Genomic DNA, 18,066 nt, shown 5'->3' on the forward strand with positions numbered 1-18,066 from the left:
CGCCGGCCCGACCTCTCAACCGTCCCGGGCCCGGCGACGTCCGAAGCTCTTGGTCCTGTGCCTGCTCTGGACACTGCTCCTGTTCCCGAAGACGGCGCAGGCCTACGACACCCATCTGTCGGCGGCGCAAGGCCGTCGCGTGGCGCGGATCGAGATCGTGAACCCGAGCCTCGTCCCGGACCGGGAGATCCGGCAGCTCTTCGGCCTCGCCCCCGGAGAGGTCTATGAGATCCGGAGGGTGCAGAGAGGCCTGCTGCGCCTGGCCCAGAAGGTCGGGGTGCGGGACGTGATCGTGCGGGGGGCCCTGGAGGAGCGCTCCGTCGCCCTGGCGCTGGAGGTGGTACCAGAGCCCCTGGTGCGCAGTGTGCGCCTGCGGGGGAATCGGGCGCTGCGCGACGCGGCCCTGCGGGGCCGCCTCGAGACCCGGGTGGACCGCCCCCTGAGCGAGACCGTGTTCGCCCGGGACGTGGAGGCCCTGCGCGAGCTCTACGAGAACGAGGGTTTTCCCTCGGTCCAGGTGCGGCACCGCGTGGAGCCGGTGGGGGACGGCCTGTGGCTGCGCCTCGTGATCGAGATCGACGAGGGTGCGCCCCAGCGCATCCTTCGCCTGGAGGGCATCGAGGCGCTGGAGGAGCCGGGCGACGACGGGGTGCCCCCCATGGAGCGCCCCCGGCTCGTGGCCCTCCTGGGGCTGAGGGAGGGCGCGCCGGCCTCCCGGCGGCAGCTGCGCGACGGAGTGCGCCGGGTGGTGGACGTGCTGCACCGGGAAGGCTACCCGGAAGCCCGGATCGGGCGCGCCGCCTTTCGCGCCGAGGGGGACGGCGCCGTGCTCTCGCTACCCCTGACGCTGGGAGAAGCCATCGACGTCCGGGTGGAGGACGTGGACGAGTGGGCCGCCGATGCCCTGCGGGAGATCGCCCGCGGGCGCTTCGGGGAACCCCTGGACGGCCACTGGATCGAGCGCACCGCCGAGCTGATGGAGGAGTACCTGCGCGCCCAGGGCCATTACCACGCCTCCGTGGAGACCGAGGATACCTGGGCGTACGGCCGCCGCCGCATCGTCTTCCGGACCGAGCGCGGGCCCCGGGTGCGTGTGGCCGAGGTGGCGTTCGAGGGCAACAAGAACGTCTCGTCGGCGAGCCTGCGGCAGTACCTCTCCCTCGTGGTCGGCGGGATCGTCCGCCCCCCCCCTCTTACCCAGGAGGCCCTCGACCGTGACCTCCAGGTCGTCGTGGACTACTACGCCTCCCGGGGATACCCGGAGGCGCGGGTCGAGGTGGCGGGGCTGTCTGTGTCGCCCGCGGGCAAGGCGTCGCTTCGCCTGCGCGTGGACGAGGGGCGCCTCTACCGGCTGGGGGAGATCGCCTTCGACGGCAACGGGGCGCTCGATCCCGGCGAGATCCAGGCGGCGGCCGCCCTCCGGCCGGGAGCTCCGTCCGACCCCGGGGAGCTGGGGGAGGCGCGGCTGCGCATCTTGAGGGAGCTGGAACGGCGGGGCCACCCCGAGGCCGCCGTGGAGCTCGAGGTGGAACGGGACTACGAGGCGGGCCTCGTCCACCCCACCTACCGCATCCGGGGCGGCCCGCGCGTCCGGTTCGGCGAAACCGTGGTCTCGGGGAATGCCCGCACCCAGACCAAGGTGGTCCAGCGGGAGCTCACCTTCCGGAGCGGCGATCTCTGGGATCCCCAGGAGGTGCAGCGCAGCCGGCAGCGCCTGTACCGCCTGGGGTTCTTCCAGCGGGTGCGCATCGAGCCCTTGACCCGGAATCCGGGGGACGAGGTGCGCGACGCGTGGGTGGAGGTGGAGGAGCAGGACGCGGGCAGCGTGACCCTGGGCCTGGGCTACGGTACCGAGGAGGGGGTGAAGGGCTCGGCCTCGCTTTCCCACGCCAACCTCTGGGGCTCCGGGCGCAGCCTGGGCCTTCGGTACGACTTCGACCAGCTGGACCGGTCCTGGGCGGTCAACTTCCGGGAGCCGTGGCTCCTGGGCCGGCGCCTCGAGCTGGGCCTGACGCTCGTGAAGAGCTACCAGAACCGGGACGCGTACAACCTCTCCTCCCTGGGTTTCCAGGCGTCTCTCGAGCGGGAGTTCGGGGAGAACGTCAGGGGCTCCCTCTTCTACACGATCGAAGACAACGAGCTCGCCGACGTGGTGGACGAAACCGTGGTGGGTCAGGACCAAATCAACGCCTATCTCCTCTCGGCCCTGGGGCCGGTGCTCGTGTGGGACTCCCGGGACGACCCCTTCAACCCGCGGCGGGGCTACCACCACACCGTCCAGGTGGAGTGGGCCTCGAACGCCTTCGGGTCCGACGTGGAGTACGAGCGATACCTGGGGTCCGCGAGCGGGTTCTTCACCGCGGGGAGGGTGACCCTGGCGCTGCTGGCCCGGGGGGGGATCGCCGTGCGCCTGGGGAGCGCCGCGGATCTACCCGTGAACAAGCGCTTCTTCCTGGGAGGGCGCAGCACCCTGCGGGGGTTCCAGAAGGACGAGGCCGGGCCCAGGGCCGCCGACGGCACCCCCGTGGGGGGCGACGTGATGGGGAACCTCAAGGCGGAGCTCCGGTTTCCCCTGTGGAAGCAGCTCGGGGGAGCGGCCTTCTGGGACGCGGGCAACGTGTGGAACCGGACCCCGGGCTTCCCCGGGAGCACGGGCATCCGACAGGGCGCGGGGGGCGGGCTGCGCTATCTCACCCCCGTGGGTCCCCTCTCCCTGGACCTGGGCTTCAACCTCGACCCCCGGGAGGGCGAGGACGCCTGGGTCTGGTACTTCACCATCGGCAACGTGTTCTGAAGAGCATAGGGCATAGAGCATGGGGCATAGAGCGCCGGTTCCGTCCGACCCAAAGGTCCCATAGGTCCCATACGTCCCATACGTCCCATGACCCCCATACGTCCCATGGCTCCCCAACTCGGCCGACCCCCCAAGGAGGCATCTTGCGCCACATCGTCTTCGTCACCGGCGGCGCCCGCAGCGGAAAGAGCCGCTTTGCGCAGAAGACGGCCGAGGGCTGGCCCGGGCGGCTGCTCTACATCGCCACCGCCGAGGTGCGGGATCCGGAGATGGCAGACCGGGTGGCGGCCCACCGGACCGACAGGGGGGAGCGGTGGGCGGCCCGGGAAGAGCCCCTGGATCTTCCGGCCGCCCTGGCGGAGGCGGCGGGGTTCGGGGGGGCGCTCCTGGACTGCCTGACCCTCTGGGCCTCCAACGTCCTGGAGGCCCACGGAGACGACGAGGGGGCGGTCCAAGCCGCGGTCTCCCAATTTCTCGCCGCCCTGGAGGCCTACCCGGGCCGCCTCGCGGTGGTGACCAACGAGGTGGGGTCGGGCATCGTGCCCGTGAACGCCCTGGCCCGCCGCTTTCGGGACCTGGCCGGCAAGCTCAACCAGGAGGTCGCCGCCCGCGCGGACGAGGCCTACCTGGTGGTCTCGGGCCTGCCCCTGCGCCTGCGGTAGGGGCGACCTCGGCCGCGAATCCCGGGCTCGGGAGGCCGGTTCCGGGGAGAGGGCCCGTTCGCGGACAAGCCCGCTCCTGCGGACGGGGCGCGGGTTTCCCCGCGGGTCCTTCTTGTGTACGATCTCCCCTTTCCCTTCTGAGGAGGCACCCGTGACCGAGAACGAGCTTCGCGCCCTGGTGGGGCGCATCGAGCCCCTGGCCCCCGCGGACCTGGCCGCTGCCCAGGCCCGCCTGGACGATCTGACCAAACCCCCGGGGAGCCTGGGGCGGCTGGAGGAGGTGGCCCGGCGCCTGGCCGCCATCCAGCGCACCACCCGGCCCGCCATCCGCCGCAAGCGGGTGTATACCCTGGCGGGGGACCACGGGGTGACCGAGGAGGGGGTGAGCGCCTTTCCCCGGGAGGTGACGCCCCAGATGGTGCTGAACTTCCTGCGGGGCGGCGCGGCCATCAACGTGCTCACGCGGCACGTGGGGGCCGAGATCGCGGTGGTGGACGTGGGGGTGGACTACGACTTCGGCGGCGCCGGGGGGCTCATCCACGCCAAGGTGGCCCGGGGCACCCGAAACCTCGCCCGAGGCCCCGCCATGACGCGGGACGAGGCACTGCGGGCCGTGGGCGTGGGGGAGGAGCTCGCCGCCCGGGCCGCCGCCGACCGGGTGGACCTCCTGGGCGTCGGCGAGATGGGCATCGGCAACACCACCCCGGCCTCGGCCATCCTGGCGGCGTTCACGGGGCTCACCCCCGACGAGGTGGTGGGGCGGGGCACCGGGGTCGACGACGCGGGGCTCCGGCGCAAGGCCGACGCCATTGCCCGGGGGTTGGCGGTGAACCGCCCCGATCCCACCGATCCCCTGGACGTGCTCGCCAAGGTGGGCGGCCTCGAGATCGCGGCCATGACCGGCCTGTGCCTGGGGGCGGCGGCCCGGCGCCTCCCGGTGGCGGTGGACGGCTTCATCTCCACCTCGGCGGCCCTGGTGGCGGTGCGCCTGGCGCCGGCGGCAGCGGACTACCTCTTCCTCTCCCACCTCTCCCAGGAGCGGGCCCACATCCGGATGGTGGAGCACTTCGGGCACAACCCCCTCCTGGTGCTGGAGCTCCGGCTCGGGGAGGGCACCGGGGCGGCGCTGGCCATGTCTGTCCTGGAGGCTTCGGCCAAGATCCTCTCGGAGATGGCCACCTTCGGGGAGGCCGGGGTCTCCAACCGGGAGGGTTGAAATGGCGTCGCGCTTCGCGGTGGCCTTCCAGTTCCTGACCGCGATCCCCCTTTTCGAGGCGCGGGAGTTCTCCCCGCGCGAGCTCGCCCGCGCCATGGGGGCCTTCCCCCTGGTGGGGCTCGCCCTGGGGGCGGGGCTCGTGGCGTTCCACTGGGTGCTGGGGCACCGGCTCCCGGGCGTTCTCGAAGGGGCGGTGCTCGTGGCCCTGCTCGCCTGGGCCACGGGGTCCTTCCACCTCGACGGCCTGGCCGATACCGCCGACGGCCTGGCGGGGGGCTGGACGCGGGAGCGGGCACTGGAGATCATGAAGGACAGCCGGGTGGGGGCGGTGGGGGCGGCGGCCCTGGTCCTGGCGATCCTCACCAAGGCCCTGGGGCTGGGGCTACTGCCCGAGGGCATCCGGGCGTGGGGGCTGCTGCTCACCCCGGCCGTCGCCCGGGGCAGCGTGGTGTGGCTTGCCTACGGGAGCATCTACGCCCGGCCCCGGGCGGGCCTGGGCACCCCCTACACCGAGCACCTGGACCGGGGCACCCTGAACCTGGCGCTCCTGGGCTCCGCGCTCCCGTGCCTCCTCCTGGGGTGGCGGGGCCTCCTGGCGTTCGGGCTCACCCTGCTCTACACGGGGTGGCTCAAGGGGTTCTTCCACCGCCGCCTGGGGGGGGTGACCGGCGATACCCTGGGTTTTGCCGAGGAAACCGGAGAGATCCTCTTCCTGCTCTGCCTCCACCTGCTCTTCTGAGGATCTCTTGACCGCCTCCGCGCCCACCCGGCTCCACCTGCTGCGCCACGGCGACGTGGGGGGCGACGGCGTGCTCCACGGGCACGTGGACGTGGCGCTGACGCCCCGGGGGGTGGAGCAGATGGAGCGGGCCGCCCGGCGCCTGGCCGGAGAGCCGCTCGCGGCGGTCTACGCGTCGGACCTCTCCCGGGCGCGGGAGGGCGCGGCGGCCGTGGCCCGGGCCCGGGGCCTCCCCGTGCGGGAGGACCCGGCGTTTCGGGAGCTCCACATGGGCCGCTGGGACGACCGGCCGTACCGGGAGGTCTGGCGCGAAGAGCCCGCCCTGCTGGAGGCCTGGTGGGCCGACCTGGAGGGCTTCGTCCTGCCCGGGGGAGAGAGCCTGGCCCAGCTGCGCGCCCGGGTGCTCCCCGCCCTCCGGTCCGTGCTGGCCCGCCACCCGGGGGAGACCCTCTGCCTGGTGGCCCACGGAGGGGTCAACCGGGTGATCCTCTTCGACGCCCTGGGTCTGCCCCTCGGCCGCTTCCACTCCCTGGCCCAGGACTACGGGTGCCTGAACCTGGTGGAGTACTTCCCCGACGGGCGCTCGGTGGTGCGGCTCGTCAACGGGTGCGCCGAATGAGGCCCCGGGGGGTGTCGGCGCTCCTCGCGGTCCTGTGGGCCCTGGGGGCGGTTTCCGGGCCGGCGGCCCACGCCCGGGAGGAGCTCTCCTTTCGCGTTCCCCGCACCCTCCTCCACGCGCTGGCGGCTCCCGACGGCTGGCGCCGGCCCGGCCTGCGCGAAGAGCTCGCGGCCGCCAATCCCGGAATCCGCTCGCCCCTCCTGGGCGGCGACGCCAACCGCTTCTCCCTCGCCTGGGAGGTGAAGGGAGTGGGAGCGTTTCGCCTTGCGGGCCCCCGGATGGCCGCCTACCGGCTGTCCCTCGGGGTCATCGGGGAGGCCGAGAGCCTCCTGACCCTGCCCCAGGGGTACGGCGTGGCGGAAACCCGCAGCGAAGCGGGGACGCTCGTGGTCCGGGTCGCCCCCGGCGAGGCTTCGGAAGCGGAGGAGGCGGAGGAGGCGGAGGAGGCACCGGACCTCGCCGGGGCGCTTCGCGAGCGGGGCTCGGCGACCCTGCGCCTCCTGGGCTCCCACCGCTACCAGAAGCCGTCCCTCGGGGGCCTCAACCCCGACAACCGTCTCCTGGCGCTGCCCCGCCAGGTCTCGGAGGGCGAGGTGCGGCTCGACCTCTCGGCCGACCTGGGCCGCCTCTCCCTCCTGGCCAAGCCCCGGGCCCGGTGGGCCCGGGAGCACTGGCAGGAGGGTCCCGCGGCGGGGGACTCCGACACCGACGCCGAGGTCGTGCTGCTGGAAGGCTCCGCCCAGCTCCGGCTCCGGCAGAACCTCTTCGCATCTCTTGGCCGCGAGAACCTCCAGTGGGGTCCCGGGCAGCTCGCCAACCCCTCCAACCCCTTCTTCGCCGACAACGGGCGGGAGAACCCCGTGCGGGAGGTCCCGGGGATGGACTTCGCCCGGGTCGTATGGCTGCCCACGGCAGCTTGGACCCTCTCGTGGATCGCCAACACCGGGCGGGGAGAGGGGGATGTGCCCGGCGGCGAGTGGCGCGGGTCCCAGGCCCTCAAGCTCGATTACCTGGGGTACGCCGCCCACGGGGCGCTCCTCCTCCACGCCGGCACCGGGGTCCGGCCCTCCCTGCGCGGCTACGGCCAGGTGACCGCGACCGAGGCCCTGCTCCTCTACGCCGAGGCCGGGGTCTCCCGGGGCACCCGCGCGCGCTATCCCGCCGACGGCCCGCCCCCCCTGGGGGTCGCCCTGGAGGAGACGAAGAAGGACGTGCCGCGGTGGTTTCCCACGTCCCTGCTGGGGGCGGCCTACACGCTCCGCCTTGGCCCCACCCTCTCGGCCGAGTATCTCTACTACCGCGAGGGCTACGACGACGCCGAGGCCGAGCGGTTCTTCGACCTGGCCCACGGGGCGGGCGCACTCGCGGCGGCAGGGCTCGCAGCCCCGGATCCGGACGGCTTCTCCACCCGCCTGCGCCTCCTGCGCAGGAACTACCTGTTCGTCCAGTACCTCCACACCGAGATCGCCCGCCGCCTCACCCTCCTCCTGCGGAGCACCCAGAACCTCGACGACGGAAGCCAGCTCGTTACCGGCTTCGCCGAGTGGAACCTCTCGGACCACTGGCGCCTCTTCGCCTTCGGAGCCCACGGCTCCGGCGGCAACCGCGACGAGTTCGGGAGCGCCCTGCGCTACCTGGGGCTGGCGGGGGTGGAGTGGTCGGCCTTCTAGGCGGCCGCGGGGATCGTTTGTTCCGAGAGGTGTTTCGGCTAGACGGCGGCCCGCAGCGCCGCCACGTCGGCCGAGACGATTCGCTCGATGTTTCGGGTGATCTTGTCCGGGGGCCAGTTCCACCACGCGATCTCCAGCAGCTCCTCCACCGCCGCCGCGGAAAACCGCATGCGAGCCACCCGCGCCGGGTTGCCGGCAACCACCGCGTAGGGCGGCACGTCGGCGGCCACCACCGAGCACGCGGCGACGATCGCCCCGTCGCCGATCCGCACGCCGGGCAGAACCGTCGCCCGGTACCCCAGCCACACGTCGTTGCCCACCACCGTGTCTCCCCGGCTGGGCTCCTCGCCCGCCTGCGCCGCCCTCTCCCAGCCGTTCCCGAAGATCTCGAAGGGATAGGTGGAGATTCCCCCCAGGCGGTGGTTGGCCCCGTTCATGAGGAACGTCACGCCCGTGGCGATGGCGCAGAAGCGGCCGATGACGAGGCGGTCTCCGACGAACGGGTAGTGATAGAGGACGTTTCTCTCGAAGTTCTCGGCGTCGTCGGGGTCGTCGTAGTACGTGTACTCGCCCACCACGATGTTGGGATTGGACACCGTGTTGCGAACGAAACACACCCGGGGAAAAGCGGCGAGGGGATGGGGGTTGGCGGGGTCGGGTCCGATCAACGGGTCACTCTTGGAAAAGCGTCGGCTGGGCCGGGCCCGGGCAGACCAAGGGGTGGGAATCTCGCCGCATCCTACCTCCGAGCGCTCGCCCAGGTCCACGAGATGACCGAATCCGACAGGCAGGGCAATCGCAGAAAAGCCGTGCCCGGCTCTTGCCGGGCGAGGTTGTGGAAGGATCTTGCGCTACAGGTCCATGCGGTGGGAATGGGCGATGAGGTCTCGCCATTGGGATGGAACCCCTGCCTCCTGCGCATACTCGGGCCACCGGGACACGGCGGCGCGGACCTCCTGCAAGATCGCTTCAGCGCGGCCCCGCCTCAGGGCAACCCGTTGCGCGCACGTGCGCAGATCATCGCGCGTGAAGTGATCCCGCTTGCCGTTCAAGGTCATCTGGTGCACGGAGGTCCATCTGCCGGCGGGCTGGAAGCTGTAGGTCACGTCAAAGGCTGTGCAGCGGCGAGACCTCGATGCCGCTTTGCAGAAACGCTCTGTCGTACTCGAAGGAGGCGGCCTGAGCCCCCTCCTCCAGGGCAACGGCGCCGATCGTGCGTCCCCACAGCTTGACTTCCCCGACCGTGGTCACGTCTCGTCCCCCCAGGACCACTGGGAGCCGGCCTTCCCCCGACGGGCCCCGGACGATGCGCGCTTGCGCTCTTTCCCCCGCAGCCGCAGCAGGTCCATGGGGCGGGGCCCAGGTTCAGGGATCGCCGCGTCCAGGGACTCGAGCAGGCCCAGGACACGCAAGATGCGAAGGAGCGTCGTAACCTGGACCGTTTCGCCGGCCTCGACCCTTTCCACGGTCCGCTTTCCGACGCCGGCTTCCCGGGCCAACGCGGCCTGGGTGAGGTCGCGCTCCACGCGCCGCTTGCCCAGCCGGCGGCCGAGCTCTGCGAGAACGATGGCATCGCTCACGAGTGCGTCAATCTTCAATGTCGGCTCCTATAGCGAGTTATGCGGGTAACTCTACACCAACTCGCCACGAGCTGCGACAAAAAGGATGGTGGTCTGAGCGCGAGAAGAATCCCGATGAATGAGGAGTTCTACGAGTACGGGGAAGTACCCTCACGCGCTGCTGGGGGGAGACGCCGCGGCGTCAGCGATGCTGGACGGGAAACTCCCGCCTGGGAAAAAACCGAAGGGGTTAGGCTTTCGCCTAACCCCTTGAAATTCGTGGTGGAGCTGATCGGGATCGAACCGACGACCTCTTGAATGCCATTCAAGCGCTCTCCCAGCTGAGCTACAGCCCCACGAGGGAAGCAGCCTTATAGCAGACGCTTCCCGGAGGTGTCAACCGGCCCGTTGCCAGGCCCGGCGCCCGTCTTGACACCCCGCCGGCCGCCTCCCTATACTCCGCCGACACCTGCCGAAGTGGTGGAATTGGTAGACGCGCTGGACTCAAAATCCAGTGGGGTAACACCCGTGTCGGTTCGAGTCCGACCTTCGGCACCAGAGGGCATCCAGGGGTTGCGGCATGGCCGCAACCCCTTTCTCGTGGGTGCGCAGGGGCGGGTTGCTACACCCGGAACCGCCCGGTCAGCGCTCGCAGTTCTTCCGCCCTCTCCGAGAGGGCCACGGCGGTACGGGCCACCTCGCCCGAGGCCGCGGCGTTCTGCTCCACCCCCTGGGCGATCTGCTCCACGTTGATGGAGACGCCTCCGAGCATCTGGGCAAGCTGCCCCGCCCCGGCGGCGATCACTCCCACCTCGGCGGCCGCGGCTCGCACGCGCGTTTCGATGTCGGCCACTGCCGCCTGGGCTCGGCTGCCCTCCTCCACGCCCCGCTCCACGGCAGTGGTGCCGTTGGCCGTGGCGGCCACCGCGTTGCGGCTCTCTCGCTGGATGGTGACGACCATGTCGCCGATCTCCTTGGTGGCGCGCACGGTCTTCTCGGCGAGCTTTCGCACCTCGTCGGCCACCACGGCGAAGCCCCGGCCCTGCTCCCCTGCCCGGGCCGCTTCGATAGCCGCGTTCAGCGCCAGCAGGTTGGTCTGGTCGGCAATGTCCTCGATCACCGAGAGGATGTCGCCGATGCGCTCCGACTGCTCTCCCAGGGCGCCCACGGTGCGGCTGGCGTCGCCCACGACGGAGGCGATCTCCCCCAGCCGCTCCAGGGCGCGGCCGATGACCTTTCCGCCTTCGGTGGCCTGGCGCAGGGCTTCCGACGCGGACCGGTCCACCGACTGGCTGCCCTGGGCGAGCTGGTCCACGGTGGCCCGCATCTGGGAGGCGGAGGCCGACACGCCCTGGGACTGCACCGATACTTCGTCGTTGCTCGCCGCCATCTCGGCCGTGGTGGCCGAGAGCTCCTGGGACGTGGCGGCCAGGCTCTCGGCGGCCGAGGCCAGGTGGATCACGACCTCGCGCAGGTGCCCCGACATCTGGTTCATCGACGCCGAGAGCTCCCCGAACTCGTCCCGGCGGGTTGCGGCCACCGACCGGGTCAGGTCCCCCGAGGCCACCGATCGCGTAAGGGAAAGCACCTGGGCCAGGGGCACGGTGATGGAGCGGGCCAGGGTCCACCCCAGGCACGCCACCAGGGCCAGGGAAAGAGCCACCGCCACGATCACGCCCGCCTTGAGCCGGTCCACCAGCGCGGTCACCGCCTCGATGTCTGCCGCCAGCCCCGCGTGGGCTGCCTCCACGAAGGGTTCCAAGGCCTCTTCCAGGGCCTCGGCCTCCCGGTCGAAGTCGCCCATGAGGCGGTTGCCGGCCTCCGGGCCCCCCGCCACGTAGGCCTGGGCCATGCGCACGCCGAGCCGGTAGTAGGGCCCCATCCTCTCCCGGATGGCCTTCACCGCCGAGAGGGCATTCTCGTCCCCCGAGGCCCCCATGTGGGCCTCGAGGCGGTCCAGGATGGCCTGGGCGGAACGGTAGTTCTCTTCCGCCTCGGCGAAGCCGTCGTCGAGCCCGTCGAGCCCCCGGGTGGCCGAGATGTCGGTGAGCCACTGCCACATGCGAAGGACGTCCTTCTGCAGCCCCTGGGCGAGAGCGTCCGCCACCGCCCGGTCGTCCCGAACCCGGTGGGCCGCGTTCGAAATGCGTTCGGCCGCCGAGAAGGCCAGAAGGCCCCCGGCCGCCGTGACCCCGAGCTGCAAGAGGAAGCACACCGCGATCTTCCACCGAACCGGTACGTCCTTCCAGCCCATGGGGTTCCTCCTCTCCCCTGCAGGTGAATGAGCCGTGAGTTGGCGCCCAGGGGGCGCCTTCGGCAGCGCCCCTCTTGTTTCGGGTTGCCGACCGTAAGACTTGAGAAGAATTGTACAACATTCCGGGCTCCCGGGTCGGCGGGCGTCGCGCGAAGCCTGCACCCGGGGGCGAGGTTCCGTAGTGAACCGGTTCCCCTGTTGTGCCGAGGGCGGCCGGCCCTGTATCTTCCGGGAAGGACGAGCTTCCGGGAGGGCTTCATGAATCCGGCCCAGTTCATCGCCAAGTGGCAGAAGGCCGAGCTCGGCGAGCGGCAGGCGGCGCAGCAGCACTTTCTGGACCTGTGCGAGCTCGTGGGTCACCCCAAGCCGGCCGAGGCCGACCCGGCGGGAGAGTGGTTCACCTTCGAGAAGGGGGCGGCCAGGCACGGCTCCGGCACGTCGCGGCAGGGCTGGGCCGACGTGTGGAAGCGGGGGTGCTTTGCCTGGGAGTACAAAGGGCGGCACAAGGACCTGGGGGCGGCCTACGACCAGCTCCTCCAGTACCGCGAGGCGCTGGAGAACCCGCCGCTCCTGGTGGTGTGCGACCTGGAGCTCATCGTGGTGCGCACCAACTTCACCGCCACCGCCACGGCCGTCCACGAGCTTGCCCTGGCCGAGCTCGGCAGCCCCCGCAACCTCGAGATCCTCCACGCGCTCTTCCACGCCCCGGCCAAGCTCAAGCCCGGCGCCACGAGCGAGGCGGTCACCACCGAGGCCGCGCGCCGCATCGGCGAGATCGCCCTGGCCCTGCGCGCCCGGGGCTGCGATCCCCAGGCCGTCGCCCCCTTCCTGGACCGGGTGGTCTTCTGCTTCTTCGCCGAGGACATCGGGCTTCTGCCCGCGGGGCTCTTCACCAGCCTCCTGGAGAAGACCCGCCCCGAGCCCGCGCGCTTCGCCCGCCTGGCGGGTCAGCTCTTCGAGGCCATGGCGGGGGGCGGCGACTTCGGCCTGGAGACCATCCGCCGGTTCAACGGCGGGCTCTTCGCCTCGGCCGAGGCCCTGGAGCTGGAGGAAGAAGAGCTTGCGAGCCTGGCCGCCGCGGGCCGGCTCGACTGGAGCGCGGTGGACCCCTCCATCTTCGGCACCCTCTTCGTGCGGGGCCTCGACCCCGCCCAGCGCGCCCAGCTCGGAGCCCAGTACACCAGCCGCGAAGACATCGAGACCCTGGTGGACCCCGTGGTGCTGGCCCCCCTGCGGCGCGAGTGGGAGGAGGCGAAGCAGGTTTGCGACAGCCTCCTGGCCACGGGGCGGAAGATCCCCGGTATGGACGGCTCGCCGAGCCGTCCGCCCCCCGGGTTGCGTTCGGCGAACGCTCCCTACCAGAAGAAGGCCCGGGGCGAGGCCACCTCGGTCGTCCACCGCTTCCTGATCCGCCTTTCCCAGGTCAAGGTGCTCGATCCCGCCTGCGGCTCGGGCAACTTCCTCTACGTGACCCTCCAGAAGCTCAAGGACCTGGAGAAGGAGGCCATCGTCTACGCCATGGAACGGGGCCTGGGGTCCTTCCTCCCCATGGTGGGCCCCTGGCAGCTACACGGCATCGAGGTCAGCCCCTATGCCCACGAGCTGGCCCAGATGACCGTGTGGATCGGCTACCTCCAGTGGACCCGGGCCAACGGCTTCGGGGTCACCCAGGAGCCCATCCTGCGCCCCATGGACCGGAACTTCCTCCTCATGGACGCCATCCTCGACCTCACCGACCCCGAGCAGCCCAGGGAGCCCGAGTGGCCCGCCGTGGACTTCATCGTGGGGAATCCGCCGTTCCTGGGCGGGAAGAAGCTGCGGGCGGAGCTTGGGGATGGGTACGTGGAGCGCCTGTTCGCCCTCTGGAAGGGCCGGGTCCCGGCCGAGGCCGATCTGTGCGCTTACTGGTTCGAGAAGGCACGCGCCATGATCGCCGAGGCCCGGTGCGGTCGCGCGGGCCTCCTTGCCACCCAGGGCATTCGCGGGGGCGCGAACCGCAAGGTGCTGGAGCGGATCAAGGAAACCGGCGACATCTTCTTCGCCGAGAGCGACCGGCAGTGGATCTTGGACGGAGCCGCCGTCCACGTGTCCATGGTTGGGTTCGATGCCGGCATCGCGTCCGATCGCGTGCTGGACGGGCAGCCCGTCGCCGCGATCCACGCCAACCTCGGCGCGGCGGCCGATGTCGCCTCGGCCCGGCGCCTTGCCGGGAACGTGGGCCTCGCGTTCATGGGGGACACCAAGGGGGGGCCTTTCGACCTGAGCGAGGAGGCCGCCCGGCCCATGCTCACGGAACCCACGCCCCACGGCCGGCCAAACGCGGACGTGGTGGTCCCGTGGACCAATGGCCTCGACGTGACCCGACGGCCCCGAGGCGTGTGGATCGTGGACTTCGGGGAGCGCGGCGAAGCGGAGGCGGCAGCCTACGAAGCGCCCTTCGAGCACGCGCGAACATACGTGCTGCCCCAGCGTGCCGGAAACGCGCGGGAGACCTATCGCCACCTGTGGTGGCGTCACGTGGAGGCGCGTCCGGGGATGCGGGCCGCCCTGGCCCCGCTGCCGCGCTTCCTCGCCACGACCACGGTCTCCAAGCATCGGCTGTTCGTCTGGATGGAGGCCCCCACCCTGCCAGACCACCAGCTCATCGTCTTCGCCCGCTCCGACGACGCCTTCTTCGGCCTCCTCCACTCCCGCATCCACGAGGTCTGGGCGCTTCGGCTCGGGACCCAACTGGAGAGCCGGCCCCGCTACACCCCCACCACCTGCTTCGAGACCTTCCCCTTCCCCGAAGGCATCGTTAGGGGCGGCGCGCCGAGCGGGCCCTACCGGGAAGCCATCGCCGAAGACCGTAGGTCGGGGCTTGCCCCGGCGCGCGCCCTCGGGCCTCCGGGTTCGGCGGGGCAAGCCCCGCCCTACGCCGCGGTTGCGGATGCCGCCCGGGAGCTCGACGAGCTGCGCCGGCGCTGGCTCGACCCGCCGGAGTGGACGCGGGAGGAGGTGCTGGAGTTTCCGGGGTCCGCCGACGGGCCCTGGAGACGCTACGTGCGCGACCCGGACGCCCGGGGCATCGGCACCGTGCGCTACCCCCGCCACGTCCCGGTGGGCGCCGAGGCCGCGGCCCGCCTCAAGAAGCGCACCCTCACCAACCTCTACAACCAGCGCCCCGCCTGGCTCGACCTCGCCCACCGGAAGCTCGACGAAGCGGTCTTCGCCGCCTACGGCTGGGACCCCGGCCTCTCGGACGAGGCCATTCTGGAGAAGCTGCTCGCGCTCAACCGGGAGCGCAGCGGGTTCTTGTAGCCTCCCCTGTCCTCGGGTAGGTTTCGGGCCGTGCCCGCAGGGTGCGGGGCAGGAGGAGCGGGGTGGACCGGCGCAGCCGAGGCATACAGCAGGCCCAGGGCACCCTGGGGACGTTCGCGGGGGTGTTCACCCCCAGCGTGCTCACCATTCTCGGCATCATCCTCTTCCTGCGCCTGGGCTTCGTGGTGGGCAACGCGGGCCTGGGCCGGGCGCTCCTCATCGTGGCTCTCGCCAACGCCATTTCGGTTCTCACCAGCTTCTCGCTCTCCGCCATCGCCACCAACCTCAAGGTCAAGGGCGGCGGCGACTACTACCTGATCTCCCGTACCCTCGGGGTGGAGTTCGGCGGCGCCATCGGCGTGGTGCTCTTCCTGGCCCAGTCGGTCTCCATCGCGTTCTACTGCATGGGCTTCGGCGAGGCCGTGGCGGGGCTCTTTCCGGCCACGGCCCTTGCCTCACCCCAGGCGGTGGCGGCCCTGGCGGTGGCCTTCCTCTTCGTCTTCGCGTGGCTGGGCGCCGACTGGGCGACCCGGTTCCAGTACGTGGTCATGGCCACCCTGGGGGCGGCTCTGGTCTCTTTCTTCGCCGGAGGGCTGGGCCGGTGGGACCTGGAGCTCCTGGCCGCCAACTGGGGCTCCCCCCCCGGAGGCCTGGGGTTCTGGGCGCTCTTCGCCATCTTCTTTCCGGCGGTGACCGGCTTCACCCAGGGGGTGAGCATGTCCGGGGACTTGAAGGACCCGGGCCGGAGCCTCCCCCTGGGGACGTTTCTCGCGGTGGGGGTCTCGATCCTGGTCTACTTCGCCGCGACCATTCTTCTCGCCGCCACGATGCCCGCCGAGACCCTGATCCAGGACTACGCCGCCATGAAGCGGGTGGCGTCGGTTGGCTTCCTGGTGGACGCCGGCGTGGTCGCGGCGACCCTCTCTTCGGCCATGGCGTCGTTCCTCGGCGCGCCGCGCATCCTTCAGTCCACGGCCAAGGACCGGATCTTCCCCGCCCTCGTTTTTTTCGCCGCCGGAGCCGGGCCCGCCGACAATCCCCGGCGGGCTGTGCTCCTCTCCGCCGGGATCGCGTCTGCCACCATCGCCTTGGGGAACCTGAACCTGGTGGCGCGGGTCGTATCCATGTTCTTCCTCATCTCCTACGGCCTCCTGAACTACGCCACCTACTTCGAGGCACGCGCCCAAAGCCCTTCGTTCCGGCCGCGGTTCCGTTGGTTCGACGCCCGGCTGAGCCTGCTCGGCGGGCTGCTGTGCCTGGGCTCCATGCTCGCCCTGGACCTGGCGGCCGGGCTCGTGGCCATGGGCGTGCTCGGGGCCATCTACCAGTACCTGAAGCGCACCGCCGGCCCGGCTCGGTGGGCCGACAGTCGGCGCTCCTACCACCTGCACGAGGTCCGGCAGCACCTGCTCGGAGCAGCCAAGGAGCCCGAGCATCCCCGGGACTGGCGCCCGATCCTGCTGGCCTTTTCCGACGACCCGGAGCGTAGGGGTGCTCTCTTGCGCTTCGCCTCGTGGCTCGAGGGGGGCAGCGGGCTGACCACCGCGGTGCGGATTCTGGAGGGCGAGGGCGTGCGCATGCTCCGGGAGCGCGAAGAAGCGCAGGAGGCGTTCCGCAAGTCCCTCTTCGCCGGTGGGTTTCATGCCTTTCCCCTGGTGGTGGCCGCGCCCACCCTGGAGGTGGGCGTGCCCGTCCTGGTCCAGGCTACCGGCGTCGGGCCCCTGCGGGCCAACACGGTGCTCCTCAACTGGCGGGAGGAGCGGTTCGGAGAGACCGACGAGGGGCGGGGGCGCTACGGCCGCAACCTGCGCGCGACCTACCGACTGGGGCTCAACCTGGTGGTATTGGACGCGAAGGATGCCGAGTGGGCGGCCCTGGAGGACCGGGCAGAGGAAGAGCGTCGCATCGACGTGTGGCTGCAGGACGACGCCACCGGCAGGCTCATGCTCCTGCTGGCCTACCTGGTGACCCGGACCCCCGGCTGGGAAGAGGCGGGCATCCGGGTCCTCGCCACGCGGGACAGGGAGCCCGAGGAAAAGCAGTTGGAGGCCTTGCGCGAAACCCTCGCCGACGCGCGGATCCCCGGGGAGCCCCTGGTGGTTTCGGATCCCATCCCGGAGACCCTGGCCGAGCACTCGGCCGACGCGGCACTGGTCTTCCTGCCCTTTCGCTTGCGGGGCAACCGATTGGTGGGCCCCGCAGGCGGGCCGGTGGAGGAGTCTCTGGAGAAGCTGCCGATCGCGGCCCTGGTGCTCGCCGCCGAGGACATCGACCTGGGGGCCGAGCCCGAGGAAGGGGCGGCCGGAGAGCGGGCGGCGGCGGTCGACGCCGCGGTCGCGGCGCAGGAGAAGGCCCGAGAGGCCGAGAAGGCTGCGGAGCAGGCCGCGGCCGACGCCGAGGCCAAGCTGCGCGCCCTTCGCGAGGCGGCGTCCTCCGGCGCCCCGGAGGCGGACCTCGGGCGCCTCGAGGAGGAGGCCCTGGAGGCCCAGTCCTCCGCCGCCAATCTGGCCCGGCGCGCGGCCAAGGCCGCGGCCAAGGCCGAAGCGGCGGCCCGGGGAGCGCAAGCCCTGGGTGCGGAGATTGGCGGTGCCGGCCCGGAGGAAGCCGGGGAACCGCAGCCGGCAGGAGAAGACAGGAAGCAGGCAGAGTGAAGTCCACCCGAAAGGAGGAATCCATGTCGAAGGTGAAGCTCGGTCCCAAGCCCTTCCTGCTCCCCCAGCCTGCGGTGCTCGTCGGCACCCTGGTGGACGGGGTGCCCAACTACATGGTCGCCGCCTGGTGCGGGATGGCCAACCACGTGCCTCCCATGGTGACCGTGGCGGTGCGGCCGAGCCGCCACACCGAGCGGGGCATCCAGGCCAACCGGGCCTTCAGCCTCAACATCCCTTCGGCGGCGCTCGCGGCGCGGGCGGACTACTGCGGCATCGTGAGCGGGGCCAAGGAGGACAAGTCGGGAGTCTTCACCACGGAGGCCGGCACGGTAGAGGGCGCACCGCTCATCCGCGAGTGTCCCCTGGCCCTGGAGTGCCGCCTGGTCCAGACCCTGGAGCTCCCCACCCACCACCTGCACGTGGGGGAGATCGTGGAGGTGCACGCCGAGGAGACGTGCCTGGCGGAGGGTGTACCCGACATGGGGCTGGTCGATCCGCTGATCTACTCGATTACCGACGGGAACTACTGGCAGGTGGGGAAGGCCGTCGGCAAGGCCTTCCGGGTGGGCCGGGAGTGGAAGGCGCGGGACGGGGGCGGGTGA

At 71.5% G+C, this 18,066-nt stretch carries 13 protein-coding genes and 2 tRNA genes; 10 read left to right on the forward strand and 5 right to left on the reverse strand.

All coding sequences use genetic code 11. The features are described from left to right. Window positions 1-49: 49 nt before the first annotated feature. From bamA to AB1578_02070, 6 genes are all read left to right on the forward strand, one after another. Window positions 50-2,794: an outer membrane protein assembly factor BamA gene (gene bamA / locus AB1578_02045; protein ID MEW6486681.1), complete on the forward strand. Its 2,745-nt coding sequence runs from the start codon at window positions 50-52 to the stop codon at window positions 2,792-2,794. Between the two features lie 143 nt (window positions 2,795-2,937). Continuing rightward, complete coding sequence (gene cobU, locus AB1578_02050; GenBank protein MEW6486682.1) at window positions 2,938-3,456, forward strand: bifunctional adenosylcobinamide kinase/adenosylcobinamide-phosphate guanylyltransferase; 519 nt, start codon at window positions 2,938-2,940, stop codon at window positions 3,454-3,456. Between the two features lie 175 nt (window positions 3,457-3,631). Continuing rightward, window positions 3,632-4,672, forward strand: coding sequence for a nicotinate-nucleotide--dimethylbenzimidazole phosphoribosyltransferase (cobT, locus tag AB1578_02055; GenBank protein ID MEW6486683.1), 1,041 nt, complete (start codon window positions 3,632-3,634; stop codon window positions 4,670-4,672). A gap of 1 nt (window position 4,673) precedes the next feature. Beyond that, entirely contained in the window at window positions 4,674-5,411 is a 738-nt protein-coding gene (cobS, locus tag AB1578_02060; GenBank protein MEW6486684.1) for an adenosylcobinamide-GDP ribazoletransferase, read from the forward strand. A 7-nt stretch (window positions 5,412-5,418) separates the two neighbouring features. Next, window positions 5,419-6,030 carry a histidine phosphatase family protein gene (locus tag AB1578_02065; GenBank protein MEW6486685.1) on the forward strand — a complete coding sequence of 204 codons (612 nt, stop codon included), beginning with the start codon at window positions 5,419-5,421 and terminating at the stop codon, window positions 6,028-6,030. Between the two features lie 11 nt (window positions 6,031-6,041). Further along, window positions 6,042-7,700, forward strand: coding sequence for a hypothetical protein (locus AB1578_02070; protein MEW6486686.1), 1,659 nt, complete (start codon window positions 6,042-6,044; stop codon window positions 7,698-7,700). Window positions 7,701-7,738: 38 nt separating this feature from the next. Here the strand turns inward: AB1578_02070 and AB1578_02075 are convergent, their stop codons facing one another. The 4 genes from AB1578_02075 to AB1578_02090 form a co-directional block, all read right to left on the reverse strand. Beyond that, window positions 7,739-8,368 carry a CatB-related O-acetyltransferase gene (locus AB1578_02075; protein ID MEW6486687.1) on the reverse strand — a complete coding sequence of 210 codons (630 nt, stop codon included), beginning with the start codon at window positions 8,366-8,368 and terminating at the stop codon, window positions 7,739-7,741. A gap of 439 nt (window positions 8,369-8,807) precedes the next feature. Next, entirely contained in the window at window positions 8,808-8,951 is a 144-nt protein-coding gene (locus AB1578_02080; protein ID MEW6486688.1) for a HipA N-terminal domain-containing protein, read from the reverse strand. Then, window positions 8,948-9,298 carry a helix-turn-helix domain-containing protein gene (locus tag AB1578_02085; GenBank protein ID MEW6486689.1) on the reverse strand — a complete coding sequence of 117 codons (351 nt, stop codon included), beginning with the start codon at window positions 9,296-9,298 and terminating at the stop codon, window positions 8,948-8,950. Before AB1578_02085 ends, AB1578_02080 begins: the two co-directional genes overlap by 4 nt. A 241-nt stretch (window positions 9,299-9,539) precedes the next feature. Continuing rightward, window positions 9,540-9,615, reverse strand: a tRNA-Ala gene (locus AB1578_02090). A gap of 115 nt (window positions 9,616-9,730) precedes the next feature. Here AB1578_02090 and AB1578_02095 point away from each other — a divergent pair. Continuing rightward, window positions 9,731-9,817, forward strand: a tRNA-Leu gene (locus tag AB1578_02095). Between the two features lie 64 nt (window positions 9,818-9,881). Here AB1578_02095 and AB1578_02100 read toward each other — a convergent pair. Then, window positions 9,882-11,513, reverse strand: a complete 1,632-nt coding sequence (locus tag AB1578_02100) for a methyl-accepting chemotaxis protein (GenBank protein ID MEW6486690.1) — start codon at window positions 11,511-11,513, stop codon at window positions 9,882-9,884. A 258-nt stretch (window positions 11,514-11,771) separates the two neighbouring features. On the opposite strand from AB1578_02100, the gene AB1578_02105 reads away from it, so the two are divergent. The 3 genes from AB1578_02105 to AB1578_02115 all read left to right on the forward strand — a co-directional run bounded on the left by AB1578_02105 (window position 11,772) and on the right by AB1578_02115 (window position 18,066). Then, window positions 11,772-14,813, forward strand: coding sequence for a DNA methyltransferase (locus AB1578_02105; GenBank protein MEW6486691.1), 3,042 nt, complete (start codon window positions 11,772-11,774; stop codon window positions 14,811-14,813). Window positions 14,814-14,875: 62 nt separating this feature from the next. Next, window positions 14,876-17,464 (forward strand): amino acid permease, encoded by a 2,589-nt coding sequence (locus tag AB1578_02110; protein MEW6486692.1) that lies wholly within the window; start codon window positions 14,876-14,878, stop codon window positions 17,462-17,464. A 23-nt stretch (window positions 17,465-17,487) separates the two neighbouring features. Further along, the gene (locus AB1578_02115) at window positions 17,488-18,066 is read left to right on the forward strand and encodes a flavin reductase family protein (protein MEW6486693.1); all 579 of its coding nucleotides are present in this window, start codon (window positions 17,488-17,490) and stop codon (window positions 18,064-18,066) included.

It is taken from the genome of Thermodesulfobacteriota bacterium (assembly GCA_040756475.1).
Taxonomy (GTDB): domain Bacteria; phylum Desulfobacterota; class Deferrisomatia; order Deferrisomatales; family JACRMM01; genus JBFLZB01.